Origin of the sequence: Roseiflexus sp. RS-1 (assembly GCF_000016665.1) — a bacterium.
In the GTDB taxonomy this organism is placed as follows: domain Bacteria; phylum Chloroflexota; class Chloroflexia; order Chloroflexales; family Roseiflexaceae; genus Roseiflexus.
Genome location: NC_009523.1, coordinates 3,396,343 through 3,414,197, shown reverse-complemented (window position 1 = coordinate 3,414,197; position 17,855 = coordinate 3,396,343). Strand labels below are relative to the sequence as shown.

At 62.0% G+C, this 17,855-nt stretch carries 6 protein-coding genes; 1 reads left to right on the top strand and 5 read right to left on the bottom strand.

Going from position 1 to position 17,855, the window contains the following annotated elements; translation table 11 throughout:
• Positions 1-78: 78 nt before the first annotated feature.
• From ROSERS_RS14090 to ROSERS_RS14075, 4 genes are all read right to left on the bottom strand, one after another.
• On the bottom strand, positions 79-8,673 hold the full coding sequence (locus ROSERS_RS14090; protein WP_011957453.1) for a GH36-type glycosyl hydrolase domain-containing protein: 8,595 nt from the start codon (positions 8,671-8,673) through the stop codon (positions 79-81).
• Between the two features lie 146 nt (positions 8,674-8,819).
• A complete protein-coding gene (locus tag ROSERS_RS14085) occupies positions 8,820-9,221 on the bottom strand; it encodes a hypothetical protein (RefSeq protein ID WP_011957452.1) in 402 nt (133 codons plus the stop codon).
• 277 nt (positions 9,222-9,498) lie between these two features.
• Positions 9,499-12,198, bottom strand: a complete 2,700-nt coding sequence (locus ROSERS_RS14080) for a glycoside hydrolase family 78 protein (RefSeq protein ID WP_011957451.1) — start codon at positions 12,196-12,198, stop codon at positions 9,499-9,501.
• On the bottom strand, positions 12,195-14,420 hold the full coding sequence (locus tag ROSERS_RS14075; RefSeq protein WP_011957450.1) for a 6-phosphofructokinase: 2,226 nt from the start codon (positions 14,418-14,420) through the stop codon (positions 12,195-12,197). Before ROSERS_RS14075 ends, ROSERS_RS14080 begins: the two co-directional genes overlap by 4 nt.
• 277 nt (positions 14,421-14,697) lie before the next feature.
• Here ROSERS_RS14075 and ROSERS_RS14070 point away from each other — a divergent pair, with 277 nt between their 5' ends.
• Positions 14,698-15,195 carry a HyaD/HybD family hydrogenase maturation endopeptidase gene (locus tag ROSERS_RS14070; RefSeq protein WP_011957449.1) on the top strand — a complete coding sequence of 166 codons (498 nt, stop codon included), beginning with the start codon at positions 14,698-14,700 and terminating at the stop codon, positions 15,193-15,195.
• Positions 15,196-16,396: 1,201 nt separating this feature from the next.
• Here ROSERS_RS14070 and ROSERS_RS14065 read toward each other — a convergent pair.
• Complete coding sequence (locus ROSERS_RS14065) at positions 16,397-17,854, bottom strand: rhamnulokinase (protein WP_011957448.1); 1,458 nt, start codon at positions 17,852-17,854, stop codon at positions 16,397-16,399.
• Position 17,855: the final 1 nt, after the last annotated feature.

The following is a 17,855-nucleotide window of genomic DNA, read 5'->3' as shown; positions in this document are numbered from 1 at the left end:
CAAACTTCAGTATTCGCATTCAGGATTGTTTTGCCGGATGCATTGGTAACAGATGTGGCAATGGTGTAGCGTTCCCCATCATTGCGGTGCAGCGCTGCGCTCCTGGATTGTGCCTGCGCCATCGCTGCCAGGCGCGCTCACTTCCGTTGCTGGCAGGAACAGGCGCACCTCGTGCCGCAGCCCGTCGTCGTGCAGCGGGATGGTCAGTTCGCGCGCAGGAACGCCGTCGATTGTCAGCGCATACCCATCGCTGCCGCGCTCGACGACGATATGGCACTCACTCGAACCGTAGCGGTACCACGCCTCATAACCTGGCCAGTCGGGCGGCAGGCAGGGCGTCAGAGTCAGGTGATCGCCGTGGCGCTGGATACCCAGGATACGCTCGATGCCAAGCCGGTAGAACCATGCCGCCGAGCCGGTGTACCACGTCCATCCGCCGCGCCCCAGGTGCTGCGGCGCGCTGTAGATGTCTGCCGCGATGACATACGGCTCGACGGCGTAGACGCGACCACGGGATTGTGCGTGGTGAACTGGATTGAGCATCCGCAGCAGTTCACCCGCGCGCGCGTATTCACCCAGCATTGTCCATGCCCAGGCGACCCAGATTGCAGCGTGGGTGTACTGCCCGCCGTTTTCACGGACACCGGGCACATACCCTTTGATATAGCCGGGATTGCGCGGCGTCTGGTCGAACGGCGGCGTGAACAGTTTGATAATGCCATTGTCACGGTCAACCAGGTGGCGGTCGACTGCCTCCATCGCCTGCCGCGCCCGCGTCGGATCGGCGGCGCCGGCAATGACCGCCCACGACTGACTCAGGGAATCGATGCGGCACTCATCGTCACGCGCCGAGCCGAGCGGCGTGCCGTCGTCGTAGAAGGCGCGCAGATACCAGTCGCCATCCCAGGCGTGGCGATCAATCGCCTCGCTCAACCGGCGCGCTTCGGCGCGATAGCGCGCTGCGCGCTCGATGTCGCGCCGCTGTTCGGCAATCGGAGCGAAGCGGTTCAGGATAACAATCAAAAACCAGGCGACCCACACGCTCTCGCCGCGTCCGCCGTGTCCTACCAGGTTCATACCATCATTCCAATCCCCCGATCCCATCAGTGGCAGCCCATGCGCGCCTGTGCGCCTCAACGCACGATCAATCGCGCGAATGCAGTGGTCGTAGATACTGCCCGCCTCGTTCGCCTGCTCGGGGAGATCATAGTATTCGGCTTCGTCCTCCGCGAGCGGTCGCCCTTTGATGTACGGCGCAACTGCATCGAGCAATGCCCGGTCGCCGGTCGTTTCGACATAGTGACACACAACGAAGGGCAGCCACAGGTAATCATCGGAGAATGCGGTACGGATGCCGCGACCGAGCGGCGGGTGCCACCAATGTTGCACATCGCCTTCGACGAACTGGCGCGCTGCGGCGCGCAGGATATGGTCACGTGCAATCGATGGCTCGATCATGGTCAGTGCCATCACATCCTGCAACTGATCGCGGAAGCCGTAGGCGCCGCCCGACTGGTAGAATGCCGAGCGCCCCCAGATACGGCAGACGAGGGTCTGGTAGATCAGCCATCCGTTGAGCAACACATCGAGCGCCGGGTCGGGGGTGCGCACCCGCAGCGTGCTGACCAGGGTGCGCCAGCGTGCGATGGTCTCTTCGATGGCGCCGGTCGCAGCGGCAGGATCACGGTAGCGGTCAATCAGGGTAAGCGCCTCAGCCTCATCTGTTCCCTGACCCAGCAGGAAGAACAGGTCGCGTGTTTCACCAGGGTTGAGGGTGAATGTCGTTGTAACAACGCCGCATGGGTCAAGACCTGCGCCGATCCGATTGTCGAAGGCGCCATCGTGTGCGCCCGCCAGCGCAATCGGGCGCGCCAGATCGCCGTTGCGCCCGATGAATGCTGCGCGATCGCCACAGAATGCGACCTCTGGTTCGCTGCACGCCAGGAATGCAACCCGACCGACGAAATCGTGGCTGTAGGCGTTGCGCGCCAGCAATGCGCTCCGCTCCGGCGCCGTCGATGTGACGATGAAGAGCGCCGTTTGTTCGCGCAGCACGCCAAGCACCCACTCAACATACATGGTCGCGCTCAGGCGACGCTCGTGAGCGGAGCGGTTGCGCAGGCGCAGGCGAATGATTTTCACCGGATCGTCAGGCGCAATGCTGAGGGTGGTTTCGCTCTCGATGCCATTGGACTGTTGCAGGAAGCGGGAGTATCCCATCCCGTGGTAAACGCGAACGCGCCCGCTTGCGCACGGACGCGGCAGCGGCGACCAGATCACGCCGCTGGCTTCGTCGCGCAGGTAGATCGCCTCGCCGGGCGGATCGCTGACCGGATCGTTCGACCAGGGGGTCAGACGGTTCTCGCGACTGTTTTCCGCCCAGGTGTAGCCGCAGCCACTCTCTGAGACGATGAAACCGGCGCGTGGGTTGGCAACGACATTGACCCACGGCAATGGCGTGGAGTTGCCGGGTGCAACCTCGATGACGAACTCACGTCCATCAACGGTAAACCCGCCATACTCCGTGGTCAGCATCAGATTCTCTGCAGGCAGCGGAGCGTCATCGAACGGCGGCATCGTGAGCGGCGGCGGAGGTGGCGCTTTATCGGGCAGGCGACGGCGCAGATGGTAGGACAGGTCGCCACGCCGACTGTGGAGTGTGATGCGGCTCACCGCCTCGAAGAGAATCTGATCGGCTTCAGGCATGATCCCGGTGCGCAGCACGAAGACCCCGCCACGCTGGTTGAGCCAGCGACTCGACCGGCTGCTGCGCACCAGCGCCATGATCTGCTCATACCGCTCCTGGCGATAATCGGCGCCATCCTCGACCAGCAGCACCAGATCGATGAGCACCCCCTTCAGGCGCCAGTACTCGTGCGCCTGGATCAGCGAGCGCGCCAGTGATGTATCAGAAGTGGGCGCAATGCGCCCGACAACAATCGGGTAATCACCGGAGACGCCGTATGCCCACAGACCTGGCTGCCCTTTGGTGTTGCGCAGCAGCGCCTCAGATGCGGCGCGGCGCACCGGATCGGGGAGGAGAGTGAGTGATGCCAGGCGCTGGAACTGGTGCGCCTGGTCGGCGTTGATGCCCAGATGCATCAGTTCGACCTGCGCCTGGATGCGCGCCATATCGAAGGCACGCATTGCAATGACAGCATCGCGGTAGTGATCCGCCAGGCGGATCGCATCCTCGCGTGTCGCCGCAACCGCCATCGTCATGATGACCTGCGCCTGTCCGCCCGGCACGATCCGCACCCGGCGTCGCTGGCTGAAGATCGGGTCGAGCACTGCGCCAATGCGACCGTTCAGCGGGCGGTCGAGCGCCTGTGGACGTGAAGGATCGCGCCCGCGCCCGATGAAAGTCATGCGGTCGGTTTCGTACTCCGGCTCACCCAGGGCGCGCCCACGCACGCCGATCGTCTGAGCAACCCACAGGCGTTCATCGTTCGGCGCGCGCGGTCGGCGTGTCGCCAGCAACGCTTCGCTTGTGGGATCGAACGATGTCTCGACGAACAGGTTCGAGAAGACCGGATGGGCGGCGTCGGCGGCGTCGGGCGCAAGCACAATCTCGGCATAGGTGGTAATTTCCAGTTCGCGTGGTTGCGCCGTCGTGTTCACCAGAGTCAGAACCCGCACCTCGACGTGGTCTTCGGGCGATACGGTCATCTCCAGGCGCGTGTCGACGCCAGCGTAGTGCTGGCGGAACTCGACCCGTCCGGCGCCGCAGGTGACGCGGTAATCGTCGCCAAGTGTTCGGAGCGGCTGGTACGTCGGCGACCAGGTGACGCCGCTGCGTACATCGCGCACATAGACGAAACTGCCGGACGCATCGCGGGTCGGGTCGGGTCGCCAGCGGGTAAGCGCAACGGTCGTTGTGCGTTCGGGCAGGGTAAAGCGACTCCCGCCGCCGCCAGCGTTGGTGACTATCGTGGTCAGGACGCCGTTGGAGAGGATGTAGGCATATGGTGCTGCAGTATGCGGCGTTGTGAAGTGACGTTCGAGCGCGACGTCCGGTGTGGTTGTGATTTCGCTGACGGCGCTCTCCTGCGGCAACGGCAGGGGCCGGTCGGCAGGGATCTTCTCCTGGAGCAGCAATTCAGTGGCCTGCACGATTGGCTCGGCATGGAAGCGACGCTGCATGATGTTGTCGTGCAACAAATTATCGAGCGCCAGCAGTCCCATCCCCTGGTGATGCACCATATAGGTTTGAACGATGGCGTGCCTGACGCCAGGCGGCAGGCGTTCGGGCGTAAAGTCGATCGCCTCGTAGAAGCCATACGCGCCGAATGCGCCGTACTCCATCAGAGTACGGAGGTTGGCGATGGCTTCGTTGGGTGCGACCTGCAATGCCAGCAGCGTCGCATATGGCGCAACGACCAGATCGTTTGCCAGTCCGCTCTGCAATCCCAACCCTGGCACGCCGAATGCGCGATACTGGTAGTTCATCTGCGAATCGCGCAGATTGAACGCCGATTCGGAGATGCCCCACGGAATACCGCGCCCGGCGGCGTAGGCGATCTGACGTTCAACCGCCCCGCGATAGGTCGAGTCGAGCAGGGTTTCGGGAAAATTGCGCATCACCAGCAGCGGCATAAGGTACTCGAACATCGTGCCGCTCCAGGCGAGCAACGTCGGGGTTGCCACCGCTGGCGAAATCTTGCGCCCGATATAGAACCAGTGTTCCTGCGGCACTTCGCCAAGCGCAATGGCGATGAAACTTGCGAGTCGAGCTTCAGACGCAAGCAGATCGTAGTACGAATTGTCGCGCCGTCCTTCGCTGACATTGTAACCAATGGCGAACAGGCGGCGACGCTCGTCGTAGAGGAAGCGGAAGTCCATCTCTGTGATCAGAACGATGCACATGTCTGTCAGTCGCTCGACAGCAGCGCGGAACTGCGGATCTTCCGCCGCTGACGGCACATCATCGTGCGGCATATCGTCGAGGAGGCTGTACACCTGACGTGCCAGCGCTTCTGCCCACTCAGCCACACGCGACTCGCGCGCCAGGATGATCGCCAGGTCGGCAGCCTGCAGCAACCGCGCGCGGTACCCTTCCAGCGTCTCCGGGGTGGCATCGAGCGCCTGAAGGAGCGCAACCAGCGAGGTGCGCCCGCGCGCATCGGCGGGCAACCGTTCCTGGATGATTTCCAGGATGTCACGCAGCCCTTCGATGATCCACGGTCCGTATGCCGGGCGTTCGATGAGTGCGCGCAACCCGTGGCGCAGAGTGAGCAGGTGACCGGCAAGATTGCCGCTATCAACGGTCGAAACATAGAGCGGCGGCAAGGGATGCAGGGTGCGCGTATCGTACCAGTTGTACAGATGTCCGCGGAAGCGCTCCATCCGTTGAATCGTGTCGAATACACGCTCGACGCGTTCCACCAGACTGCGCGCACCCAGGTAGCCAAAATCGACGGCAGCCAGGTCGGCGAGCAGTTGCAACCCGATGTTGGTTGGCGAAGTGCGCTCCGCCACCACCGGTCGCGGCGTTTCCTGAAAGTTATCCGGCGCCAGGAAGTTCTGCTCCGGCACAACGAACCGGTCGAAGTATGCCCAGGTTGCGCGCGCCACGCGGCGCAGCATCCGGCGATCATCGACGCTCAGCGGTGCAACAAGGCGCGGGATGTACTCCTGATCGAGCCAGCGAGCGAAGAAGGGCGCCGTAACCCACGACGCCACAACCGGCAGCGCGGGAAGCCACGACGCGCGCAGGCGATCAATGCGCATCACTACCAGTGCCAGCGCCACAACCGCCGACGGCGCCATCCGCCTGACGAGATAGTCGAACGAATCGGTGAGGCGTCGCTGCGCCTGTGCCGCCGTCTCCCATTCGAGCATCCGCCGATGGGTCACTCCCATGCGCCAGAGAGTGCGGACAATAGCGTCCACATTCAGCCATGCCTGATCGGGAAGCATGGCAACGTTCAACAGCAGTTGCAATGCCGTCCAGCGCAGGCTTCCGATCGTCGTGATCAGATGAGTGCGCAGGTAGCGCCAGTCGGCTGGCATCAACCGCAGGCTTATGACGGCAAAGGTCAGCGGCGCAAGGTAATGCCCAAGCGCCAGCAGCGTCCAGACGGCAGGGCGACCGGGGAGAACGAACCATCCGGCGACCAGGAGAGCGAGCGTTGCTGGCGGAGTCAGACTGCGACGCAGATTATCGGCGATTTTGAAGCGACTGATCAACGGCAGGATGTTCGGTGCGCTGCTGCCCGATGCACGTGGAACGCGCGGCAGGAGCCATCCTGCAATCTGCCAGTCACCGCGCACCCAGCGGTGCTGACGCGCCGAGTAAGCCGCATATGTCGTTGGGTAACTGTCGAGCAGTTCGACATCGGAGAGGAGTGCCGCGCGCGCATAACATCCCTCGATCAGGTCGTGGCTGAGGAGCGTATTCTCCGGGAAACGGTCGTGCAGCGCCGTCCGCATTGCGACCGGGTCGTAGATGCCTTTCCCGGCGAAAATCCCCTCGCCGAACAGGTCCATGTAGACATCGGAGACCGCAGTGGTGTAGGGATCGACACCGACATTCCCCGATGAAATACGCGCGAAGCGACTGCGCAACGCACTCGGCAGGTCGATGCCGACACGCGGCTGAAGAATGCCGTAACCCTGCACCACACGCTGCGTCTGCGGGTCGATCACTGCCTGGTTGAGTGGGTGTGCCAGTGTGCCGATCAACGCGCGCGCCGTATCGCGCGGCAGTTGCGTATCGGCGTCGAGCGTAATGACATAGCGGATCTGTGGCAGAATGCTGAGATCGCCGATGAAGGTCTCGTAGGTGGTATCGTGTGCGCCAGCGAGCAACCGGTTGAACTCTTCAAGTTTCCCGCGTTTGCGCTCCCATCCCATCCAGCAACCCTGTCGCTCATTCCACACGCGGCGGCGATGCAGCAGGAAGAAGCGGTCGCTGCTGTAGCGTTCGTTCAACCTTTCGATACCGCTGACTGCCAGGGCGAGCAGGCGCTCATCTTCCGGCATATGCTGTTGAGGCGCATCGGCGAAATCGGTGAGCAGTGCGAAATGCAGGTGCGGGTCCTGATTGGCAAGCGCCAGCACTTCCAGCGACTCGATCTGCGTGCGGATGCTATCGGGTGTGAGCAGCAATGTCGGCACGACAACGATTGTGCGCAGTTCGCGCGGAATGCCATGACGAAAATCGAGTCGTGGCAGGGTACGCGGGGGTATCAGGCGCGTAACTGCGCGATCAACCAGTTCTTTCGCCAGCGCGAATGCCGGAATGACCGCCGTAAGCGAAAGGGCGGCGGTAAGGATCGGTGGAACGGCGGAAGGCTCGCTGCGCGCAGTCGGGCGGGCAAAACGAATGCCGGCAGCGGTGATGGCGACAGTTCCTGCCGTAATCGCGCCAAGATAGACCACTTCGGGATGACGCAGAACTGCACGACGCACCACCTCGCCGGGCGTCAGGCGACACCCCAGCGCCGCCTCAAAGGCAAAGCGCCCTTCATCGACCAGGTAATACCCGATGTGCGTTTCGCGCAGTGGACGTCCCTCTTCCCGGGCGCGTGCAGCAATGTGGATCAACCGTCGCGCAATGGCGTCTTCGCTCAATCCACTACGGCGCGACAGACGCTCCAGTTCGTGTCGGTAGCGGTCGCGGGTGGCAAAGGTGCTTTGCCCATACGCGCCAGCCGGGTCCTGACGCAACACCTGTTCGACCAGACTGACGCGCTCGAACCAGTCGGGCCAGTCGACCGCGTCCATCGTCCGCATGCTGGTGATCGTATTGGCGACCGATACCTGATTGGCGGATTGACGCCGCTGTTCGGCGAGAATGATTTCCTCGGCGGTGTTATAGGGGATGGAAGGTTGCTGTTCCAGCCAGACCATCAGTTGGGCGATGTCGAACTCCCCTTCCTGGTTGCGCAGGCGCTGGATCAGTTCGACGGCGAGCGGCAGCGGAAGTTGGGGGTGCATCCGCGCCAGTTGTCGAAAGGCAGTATTTCCCTCGAAGGAGCCAACATGCTTCTGCGCCAGGATCCGTTCCGCCCACGCTGCTCCTTCGAGGCGCAGGCGACGCTCATCGATCATCAGGCGCGCCAGGCGTCCCAGGTTCTGGATCAACCCGACACGCAGCATGATCGGGATTGCCCAAATCTCACCGATCGAGAGCGGCGCCCCTGCTTCATATGCCAGGACAAAGCGCGTCAACTGTTCGAGATCGATCCGACCGTCGGTATGCTCGATCAGTTCGAGCGCCAACGCATAGACGCGCGGTTTACCGTCGTGGGGTCCGCCTTTCAGTTTCGGAAGTTCGTGGTAGTACCCGCCGGGCAGGTCCTGACGAATTTCGCGGATCTGACCGACAATAACGTGGTAGTTGTCCACCAGCCAGGCAGCGGCAGGAGTGAGCGGCTGGCGTTGCGCAGCATCGGCGGCGAGCGTCTGGTACGCCAGGCGCAGCAGGCGATGATTGCGATCCACCGACGCGAGCAAAGCGCGCGCTTTGCCGGGTTGCAGAACGACCGTGTGTTCGGCGGCGAGCGCCCGCGCGCGTTCTTCGAGTTGCCCGGTCGTCAGGATCACCCCGCGGATCGGGCGATCCGACAGCGGCTGGCGCCGTCGGATGAAGGAAAACGTCTGCTGCACGGTACGGGTCAATGTGTCAAACCGGTGCGAGAGATCGCTGGTCAACGTGGCAAGGTTCATGGAAACACTCCGACAACAATGTCACAATCGCGCCCGGTTGCGGCGCACAGGACCCTGTCTGGAAGGATCGGGAAGGGTGCGCGGAAAACTGGCGCTCTGCGTAACGGTGACGCATCTGACGAGCGCCAGTTGCCGGACGGCAACAGCTAGCGCTTGATGATCGGCGTGCTGCGTCGCTGCACCATAATCCGCGCTTCGTTGGGAGGCAACATGCGTGTCATACCTTCAGCAGGACCGAGATCGACGATCTGAACATGGAAGGTATGACTGGGATTGGCTAATTCTGCGTTGTAGGCAAGTTCGTCGCGCAGCACTTTGGTGATCACATCGTTGCTCAAGCCTTCCGTCCGCGCGCGATTGATGAGTGCGCTGATCTGCTCGGCAAATTCACGCACACTGAATGGTGCACGCTGTTGCCTGACAGCAGTCGCCTCGAAGTGGTAAAAACAGACCGGACAGGTGATGTCGGCGCCGGTGATAGATGTTGTCGGGCGCCACTCTGCGCCACAATTCGGGCACCGCTGCACGTCGCGCTCAGTCTGAGTCATCGTCCCCTCCTTAAAGAACTGGATTTCGCAAGCCGCGCCTTCCCTGCATCAGCGACCACAGTCGCTGACGCGCTTCGCCACCCAAACAATCGAGCGTGAAGTCACCAGAAACGCGGCGAGGAACGATACCGACGTTGGGATCGTGGTTTGGGTCACAATTGGTAGTATAGCACAGAATAGCAGGTAAATCTACATATAAAATTGCGCAAATGCGAATAATATGCAGGAGGGGCGCAGCGTTGCTGCGCCCCGCGGAAGGATGCCGGGCGAAAAGCGATCAACCGACCCTTTCCGCTACGAATGTATAATTGCCCGACGCCACCCGGTACACAGCCGTCTCCTCGTCGCGCTGGACAAGGGTGACACCTTCTGATTCCTCTGCCGGGCGACCGCTTTCCTGTACGATGGTTCCTTCAACAGCAGGAACATATGCGGTGGCTGTTGTGTTGGGCGGCACGACAATCGTCCAGACGAAACGATCTCCGTCAATGTGCCAGTCACTCACTGCGCGCCCATACATCGTATCAAGCGCCGCGCGCGCCGAGGTCAGCCCGCCGCCAGGACGCGGGCGCAGCACCAGATGACGGTAGCCAGGACATTCGGGGTCGACGTCGATACCGGCGACGGTGGCGTACAGCCATTCTCCGATTGCGCCATACGCATAATGGTTGAACGAATTCATGCCCGGATCCTGGAACCCTCGGTCGTGCGTCCAGCCATCCCACCGTTCCCAGATCGTGGTTGCGCCCTGGGTCACCGGGTACAGCCACGAGGGCCAGGTTTGTTGCAGCAGAAGCGCATAGGCGAGATCAAGGCGTCCGACAGAGGTCAGGACATGTGGCAGATACGGAGTGCCGACAAATCCGGTTGAGAGGTGAACACCGCGCGCCAGGATGTCGCGCGCCAGCGCATCTGCGGCGGCCGGGCGCAACTCCGGCGGCAGCAGGTCGAAGTGCAGCGCCAGGACATAACCGGTCTGTGTTTCGCCTGTCACCCGACCTGCTCCTGTCACAAAGCGCGTGATGAATGCCTGGCGCACCCGCTCGAACAGGCGACGATAGCGGGTTGCGTCGCGTGAGCGCCCGATGATCGCTGCGATACGACTGAGCAGCCGGGCGCTGTGGGCAAAGAAGGCCGTGCCGATCAGGTCTTTCGCGGTACCGCCATCGGTTCTGCCACTCCCATCGAGCGCCAGCCAGTCGCCGAATCCGCGAAAACCGGGATACTCCTCGTAGCAGCGGATGAAGTCACGACTGCTCCGTTCCAGATACTCGACAAAACGCTGCATTGAAGGATAGTGCTCTTCCAGCAAGCGCGTGTCACCATAGCACAGATAGATTGTCCATGGACAGATAATGCCCGCGTCCGCCCAGGCCGGTCCGCCATCGGTCAACCCGCCGATGCCCGCCAGTGGCGCAACCGGCGGGTATGCGCCTTCAGGGCTTTGTGCATCCTCCAGGTCGCGGATCCATTTGGTGAAGAACGGCGCAACGTGCATGTTGAAGGCAGCCGTGCGGATGAACACCTGCGCGTCACCCGTCCATCCCAGGCGCTCGTCGCGTTGCGGGCAATCGGTTGGAACTTCGAGAAAATTGCCCTTCTGCCCCCAGACGATATTGTGTTGCAACTGGTTGATCAGCGGGTCGGAACAACTGAACTCGCCGGTCGGCGGGGTGGCGGAGTGGATGACAATACCGGTGACAGCCTCCATGTCGGGGACGCCGGGGTACCCGGAGAGTTCGACATACCGGAAACCATGGAAGGTGAAGCGCGGTTCCCACACTTCCCCATCACTGTCGCCGCGCAGCGTATAGTGATCCGTCGCGCGGGCGCTGCGCAGGTTGGCAGTGTAGATCGTGCCATCCGGGTTGAGCATCTCAGCATGCCGGATCGTTACCGTCACGCCTGCCGGACCCCGGACACGCAGGCGGACCCGGCCAACCATGTTCTGTCCCAGATCGAAGACCCAGCGGGTCGTTTGATGAGAATGGAAGGCGGTCGGCGGTGTGATCGGACGCAGTTCTTCGTGGCGCCGGACGGTCGGACCGCGCATTGCGACCAGGGCGATGTCGGGCGCGGTGAAGAGTTCCACAGGCTGCCAGGAAGAATCATCGAAGTCGGGTGTGTCCCATCCGGGGATCTCCAGTCTGGCATCGTAACTCTCGCCGTGCAGGATATCGCTTTCCAGGATCGGACCGAAGGCATACCGCCAGGAACGGTTGCTCACAATCGTCTGCGTTTTGCCGTTGGCGAGCGTTACAACCAGTTGTGCCAGCAGTTTGGGGCGATCGCCGTACTGCTGCCGACCAGACCATGCCACATGCCCGCAGTACCATCCATCGCCGAGGATGACTCCGATGGCATTCTCACCGGTGCGCACCAGACCCGTCACATCGTAGACCTGGTACTGCACTCGCTGGCGATAGTCGGTCCAACCCGGCGTGAATACGTCCTCGCCGACGCGCTGCCCGTTGATCGTACACTCGTACAACCCTGATGCCGTGATGTACAGGCGAGCCTGAACAATCGGCGCATCGAGCGTGAATGAGCGCCGCAGCAACGGCGCCGGAATGGTCGTCCAGCGTCCGCCGACAAGTGTTGCGCCGATCCAGGACGCCGACCAGTCGGTGCGGCGCAGCAATCCCATCTCCCACCAGGCAATCGGACCCACGGCAAGGCTGCCGGTTTCGTCCCACACCTGGACGCGCCAGAAGACGCGCTGACGCGAGCGGAGACGTTCGCCAGCATAGACCACGTGGATCGATTGATCCGACTCAACGCGACCACTATCCCAGATCAGGTTCCGCTCCGCCGTCACATCGTCGGCGGAAGGTGCGGCAATGATACGATACGCCGTTTGCCGCGCGCCGCGCCGATCACTGAACAGTCGCCAGCTCAGGCGCGGGTTGAGCACATCGATGCCAAGCGGGTTTTCCTGGTACTCACAGCGGAGATGTCCGGCGTTGAGATGTGTCATGCTTCCCTCGTATCGTACTTTTGTTGTGCGAGCGCCCGTGCAATCGGCGCCAGTTCCAGCCACCATTGATCTTTTGGACGACGGAAGGCGGCATCGACCATATGCGGCAATTCGCCCAGGTCGAACACGCGCACCTTGCCGTTGACAAAGCCGATAAACGCCGCAGCCGCCGTGCCGCGGTCGAGTTCCTCGCTCAGGAAGCGAATGCAGCGTGCCGCCAGGCGTGTCGCCTGGATGCGGTCGTAGGGTGACGGACTGCCTCCCTGCTGCAAATGACCCAGCACGGCGCGGCGCACATCGAACAGGTCCTTTCCTTCTTCCTCGAACAGAGCACAGATGACGTCGGTCGTATAGAGACGGTTCGCATACTCGTTGCGAATGATCAGGCTGAGACGTTTCCCGTGGCGAAATCCCTCGATCATCATCTGAATGTCGGTGCGCAGATCGTCGAGCGTTATACCCTCTTCGTGCAGATAGACCCGTTCCGCACCCGATGCCAGCCCGCTCATCAACGCCAGATAGCCGCAGTAGCGTCCCATCACCTCAACCACAAAGGTGCGTCGCACTGCCACCGCCGATTGCTTAATGCGGTCGAGCGATTCGACGATTGCATTCAATGCCGTATCGGCGCCAATGCTCAACTCCGATCCTGGCAGGTCATTATTGATCGAGGCAGGCAGACATATAATCGGGATGTTGAACGATTCATACGCGGCGCGTTCCTGATAGAGACGATGCGCCGCCTGGTAACCGTTCCACCCGCCAATGACGAGCAAGCCGTCGATGCGATGCCTGGTTAGCGCCTGCGCAACTGCCGCCAGGTCCTCACCGGCAGGCACCCGTCGGCTGGTTCCCAGCTCGGCGCCGCCCATCGCCCCCCAACCATCAACCGTCTGCCACTCGCACTCACTGATCTCTCCGGCGATAAGACCGTCGAAGCCGTTGCGCACCACCAGCATGGTATGCCCCTGATCGAGACCAAGGCGCACTGCCGCGCGGATGGCGGTGTTCATACCGGGGGCGGGTCCGCCGGCATGCAGCAGCGCTATCCGGCTTTTGCGCGCACGGGTGACGCTTGGCAGGGCGCTGCTGAGCGCCTGGAAAGTCTGGAACATCTCTTTGAAACTGCCGCTGCGCAGTTCCATCGCACGCTGATAGTCGCCAGCATTGATCGCCGTCGCCACCTGTCGCGTCTGCTCCACGCAGTGCATCAGCGGTTGACGGGTGATACGATGGTAGCGCATACCGATCAACTGCGGCTCACGTTCGGGTGTGGCGCTCAACAATTCTTCGACAGCCGCATACCCGACCAGCGTGCTCATCCAGCGGTCGAAGGCGCTCGGTGTTCCGCCGCGCTGCACGTGTCCCAGGATTGTGACGCGCGCATCTTCACCCATGCGCTCCTCCAGCACCCGCCGGACATAGTCGGCTGAGATCGGATTGCCATCACGATCACGCGCGCCCTCAGCGATGACAACGATACTTTCGCGTCGACCGGACGCGCGCCCGGCGCGCAGCAGCGTGCACATGCGATCTTCCCAGCCCGGTTCAGGTGGATTTTCGGGGATGAGCACATAATCGGCGCCACCGGCAATTGCCCCCATCAGTGCCAGATACCCGCAGTGCCGTCCCATAACCTCGACGACAAAGGTGCGCTGATGGCTGGCAGCCGTGCTGACGAGCGCATCGATGGCAGCAGTAATGCGGTGCAGCGCCGAATCGGCGCCGATCGTCATGTCGGTGCCGTAAAAATCGTTGTCGATCGATCCGACCAGTCCAACCAGCGCCAGGAAGGGGTACTGCGCGGCGGTGTCGCGTGATAGTTTGCCGGTTTCCACCAGTTCCGCCAGCAGACTGGACCATTCGCGACGAAACGTATCGGCGCCGGTCAGGCTGCCATCGCCGCCGATGACCACCAGGCGATTGATCCCGTGTGCGATCAGGTTCGCAGCAGCCTGCAACCGTCCCTCGCGGGTACGGAACTCGCGGCAGCGCGCCGTGCCAATGATCGTTCCGCCACGATGCATAATGCCGCCGACATCATCCCAACCAAGCGGGCGAATACGGTCGCCGCCTTCCACCATACCGCGGTATCCTTCATAAATGGCGTACACCGGCACGCTGCGGCTCAGCGCGGTACGCACAACCGCACGTAAAGCGGCATTCATGCCCGGCGCATCGCCACCGCTGGTCAGCACACCGATGCCTGTTGACCGCACCATACAACTCTCCTTCTCTCACTGCGCATGTTGAGCATCTCGATACGATCCGCAGATTTTTCCGCCCCCTGGAGGCGTATGATACCAGCCTTTCACTATCACTTTTTTGCGCCCTCAAATGCGTAATGTATGTTCATGTCAAAGGGGCGTGGTTAAAATTCGTGGTATGATGAAAGAACACAGAAAATTGCAGGTAAGGTGGAGCAGACAGGAGAGGGGGCGTGCATTTGCAGGGAGGGAACCCGTTCTCGTATCATTGCTGAGCGAGGGGAGGAGAGCAATGGCGCCGATACTTGTGATGGGATTGGGGAACGTACTCCTGCAGGATGAGGGGTTAGGAGTGCGTGCATTGCGTCGTCTGACGGAACGCTACATCCTGCCCGACGACGTCGAGGCTATCGATGCAGGTGCGCTTGGATTATCACTCCTCTCGTTCCTCGAAGGCGTCGAGGATGTGCTGATCATCGACGCCATTCATCGTGGTCAACGTCCTGGATCGCTCATACGCCTCGAAGGGGAGGAGGTTGCCTGGGCAGAAACCATGCACCTGTTGCCGCAGGATGTCCGTCTGCACGAACTGATCGCCCTTCGTGGCGCAGCAGGTTCATCACCGCAGCGGGTCGTGCTGTGGGGAATGGAACCGGGAACCTCTGAACCAGGGCTGGAACTGACCCCTGAGTGTGAAGCCCATCTTGATGATCTCGTGGATGCCGTCGTGCGCGAACTGCGCGCCTGGGGCGCCGATGTGCGACCGATCCCGGAGCGCTCCGTGAAGTAGCGGTTTCTTTCATTACGCGCCCTGCACGGCGACCGAAATACATTTCGGTCTACGAGAGAAGCCATCCGCCATCGTCCGTCGTCAGGCGCGCGACTCCGCTCGTGCGGGCTCAAGCCCTCCCTGAGCGCGTGGAAGCCCCTGCAGGGCTGGTGTGTCCGTCGCGCTTCCCTATGCCGGGGGGCGCCGGGCTCTCAAGGGTAGAGTTCTTAGGAGCAATGCGCGGTTTGCAGCATTCCTGCGCCTTTTGCCCCTCATCCCCCCTACCCCCTTCTCCCACAAGGGGAGAAGGGGGAGTTCGGGTGTTCTGATGCCTGAAACGGAAGATGGCACGCAGGGGCTTCCCCAAAAACCTACCCCTGTAAGGGGGGCGCCGGGTTGATCCAGCCCGCAGGGCTTGCCTGACCTCAGCCAGGGCTTATGGAGATTGATCATTTATTCCGCTCTACCGCGCTAGCCGTGGGGCTGAAGCCCTCGGCTATGGAATGCAAAGCCCGCCTGCGCGGGCTATACCGAATTATTTCTTCAAAGACCATCAGCCCGCTGCGGCGCACGACGATAGAACGCTCTAGCAATCCAGGCACGGGTCAACGTATCTGAGAACTGCTATAAATCCGGTATGCGCCTTGCGCCGTCGGGCTGATGGAGATTGAGAATCTAATCCGGTATGCGCCGCGTGCCGTCGGGCTGAAGCCCTCGGCTATGCAGGGCAAAGCCCGCCTGCGCGGGCTATACCGAATTATTTCTTCAAAGACCATCAGCCCGCTGCGGCGCACGACAATAGAACGCTCTAGCAATCCAGGCACGGGTCAACGTATCTGAGAACTGCTATAAATCCGGTATGCGCCTTGCGCCGTCGGGCTGATGGAGATTGAGAATCTAATCCGGTATGCGCCGCGTGCCGTCGGGCTGAAGCCCTCGGCTATGCAGGGCAAAGCCCGCCTGCGCGGGCTATGGCGGATTATTTCCTCAAAGACCATAAGCCCTCGGCTATCCAGGGCGAAACCCGCCTGCGCGGGCGAGAGCGGATTAGTTCTTCAAAGACCATCAGGGACGCTGCGCCCCCGCGCCCCCTGCACGGGTGCAGCGCTGCTGCGCCCCTCCGTATGCGCCTCGTGCCGTCGGGGTAACCCCCCCCGGCTAACCAGGGCGAAGCCCGCCTGCGCGGAACGCGAACTCCAGCGGTGACCCTATCGACCATCGGCTATCGGCTATCGGCTTCCCGGTGAACCGTTGTCTGGGGAGTGTACACCTGCTGCGGAACCGACGCCGCCGCTGCCTGACGCGCCGTTGCGAGATCAGGGAGATGACCTGTCGCAATCGCCTGAACCAGGATATTTCCCAAAGCCGTGCCCTCGGCAGGACCGGCGACTACCGTGCGCCGACATGCGTCGGCGGTCAACTGGCAGAGCAGCGCATTCTGGCTCCCACCCCCCACAATCCGTACGGTCGAGATCGATTGACCGGTGAGATGTTCCAGGGCATCGATCACCTGGCGGTAGCGTAATGCCAGGCTCTCCAGGCAGCACCGCGCGATTTCGCCCACTGTCTCGGGAACTGGTTGACCGCTGCGCTGGCAATAGTCACGGATGCGCGCGGGCATGTCGCCGACGGGCAAAAACTCTGGTGCGTCGGGGTCGATCAGGCAACGCAACGGCGGCGCTGCTGCCGCCTGAGCGACAATCGCATCCCAGGTGAGATGCAGTCCCTCTTCATTCCAACGCCGCTGGCATTCCTGCAAGAGCCATAGTCCGCTTACGTTTTTCAGCAGACGAATCGTGCCATACACGCCACCCTCGTTTGTGACATTGAACTGGCGCGCCTCCTCGTTGATAAGCGGTTCGGTTCGTTCAACACCGACCAGACTCCAGGTGCCGCTGCTGATGTAGGCGCTGTGCTCGTCAAGACCCGGAATAGCCGCCACAGCGCTGGCAGTGTCGTGGCTGCCGACGGCAATCACTTCTGCCGGGGAACGGAACCCAACCGCCTGCTGAACGTCTGGCGACAGCGGACCAAGGCGTGTACCCGGCATCACCAATGGCGGCAGAATATGGGCTGGCAACCCCAACCGCTCAAGCAGGTCGGTTGCCCATGTCCGCCTTCTGGCGTCGAGGAACATAGTTGTCGTGGCGTTGGTGTACTCTGCCACCTGTTTGCCGGTCAGGCGGTAGTGGAAGAAGTCGGGGATGAGGAGCAGCATTGCTGCCGCCGCCAGGCGTGGATCGTTCCGTTCGGCGTACAACTGATAGAGCGTATTGAAGGGCAGACGCTGCAAACCGGTGCGTTCGTACAGTTCTTGGGGCGGGATAATCTGGTCAACCAGTTCCGCCATCCCTTCGTTGCGCGGATCGCGATAGGCGTAGGGATCGCCGAGCGGCGCACCGTGGGCATCGAGCAAGACATAATCGACCGCCCATGTGTCAATGCCGATGCCTTTCAACCGCGCATCGTCCTCACAGGCGGCATAGCGCCGCATCCCTGCCTGAATTTCGCGCCAGAGCCGGTCAACATTCCAGAACAGGTGACCATCCCGCTCCTCCATACCGTTGGCAAAGCGATGGATGTCCTCAAGGGCAAAGCGACTTCCATCCCAGCGACCCAGGATCACCCGACCGCCGGAAGCGCCGATGTCAATCGCCAGAAAATGCGCCTCTTCGCTCATG

Excerpts from the sequence above, each read along its gene's own strand:
- ROSERS_RS14090 (WP_011957453.1), bottom strand. The coding sequence starts at position 8,673 with ATGAACCTTGCCACGTTGACCAGCGATCTCTCGCACCGGTTTGACACA.
- ROSERS_RS14085 (WP_011957452.1), bottom strand. The coding sequence starts at position 9,221 with ATGACTCAGACTGAGCGCGACGTGCAGCGGTGCCCGAATTGTGGCGCA.
- ROSERS_RS14080 (WP_011957451.1), bottom strand. The coding sequence starts at position 12,198 with ATGACACATCTCAACGCCGGACATCTCCGCTGTGAGTACCAGGAAAAC.
- ROSERS_RS14075 (WP_011957450.1), bottom strand. The coding sequence starts at position 14,420 with ATGGTGCGGTCAACAGGCATCGGTGTGCTGACCAGCGGTGGCGATGCG.
- ROSERS_RS14070 (WP_011957449.1), top strand. The coding sequence starts at position 14,698 with ATGGCGCCGATACTTGTGATGGGATTGGGGAACGTACTCCTGCAGGAT.
- ROSERS_RS14065 (WP_011957448.1), bottom strand. The coding sequence starts at position 17,854 with ATGAGCGAAGAGGCGCATTTTCTGGCGATTGACATCGGCGCTTCCGGC.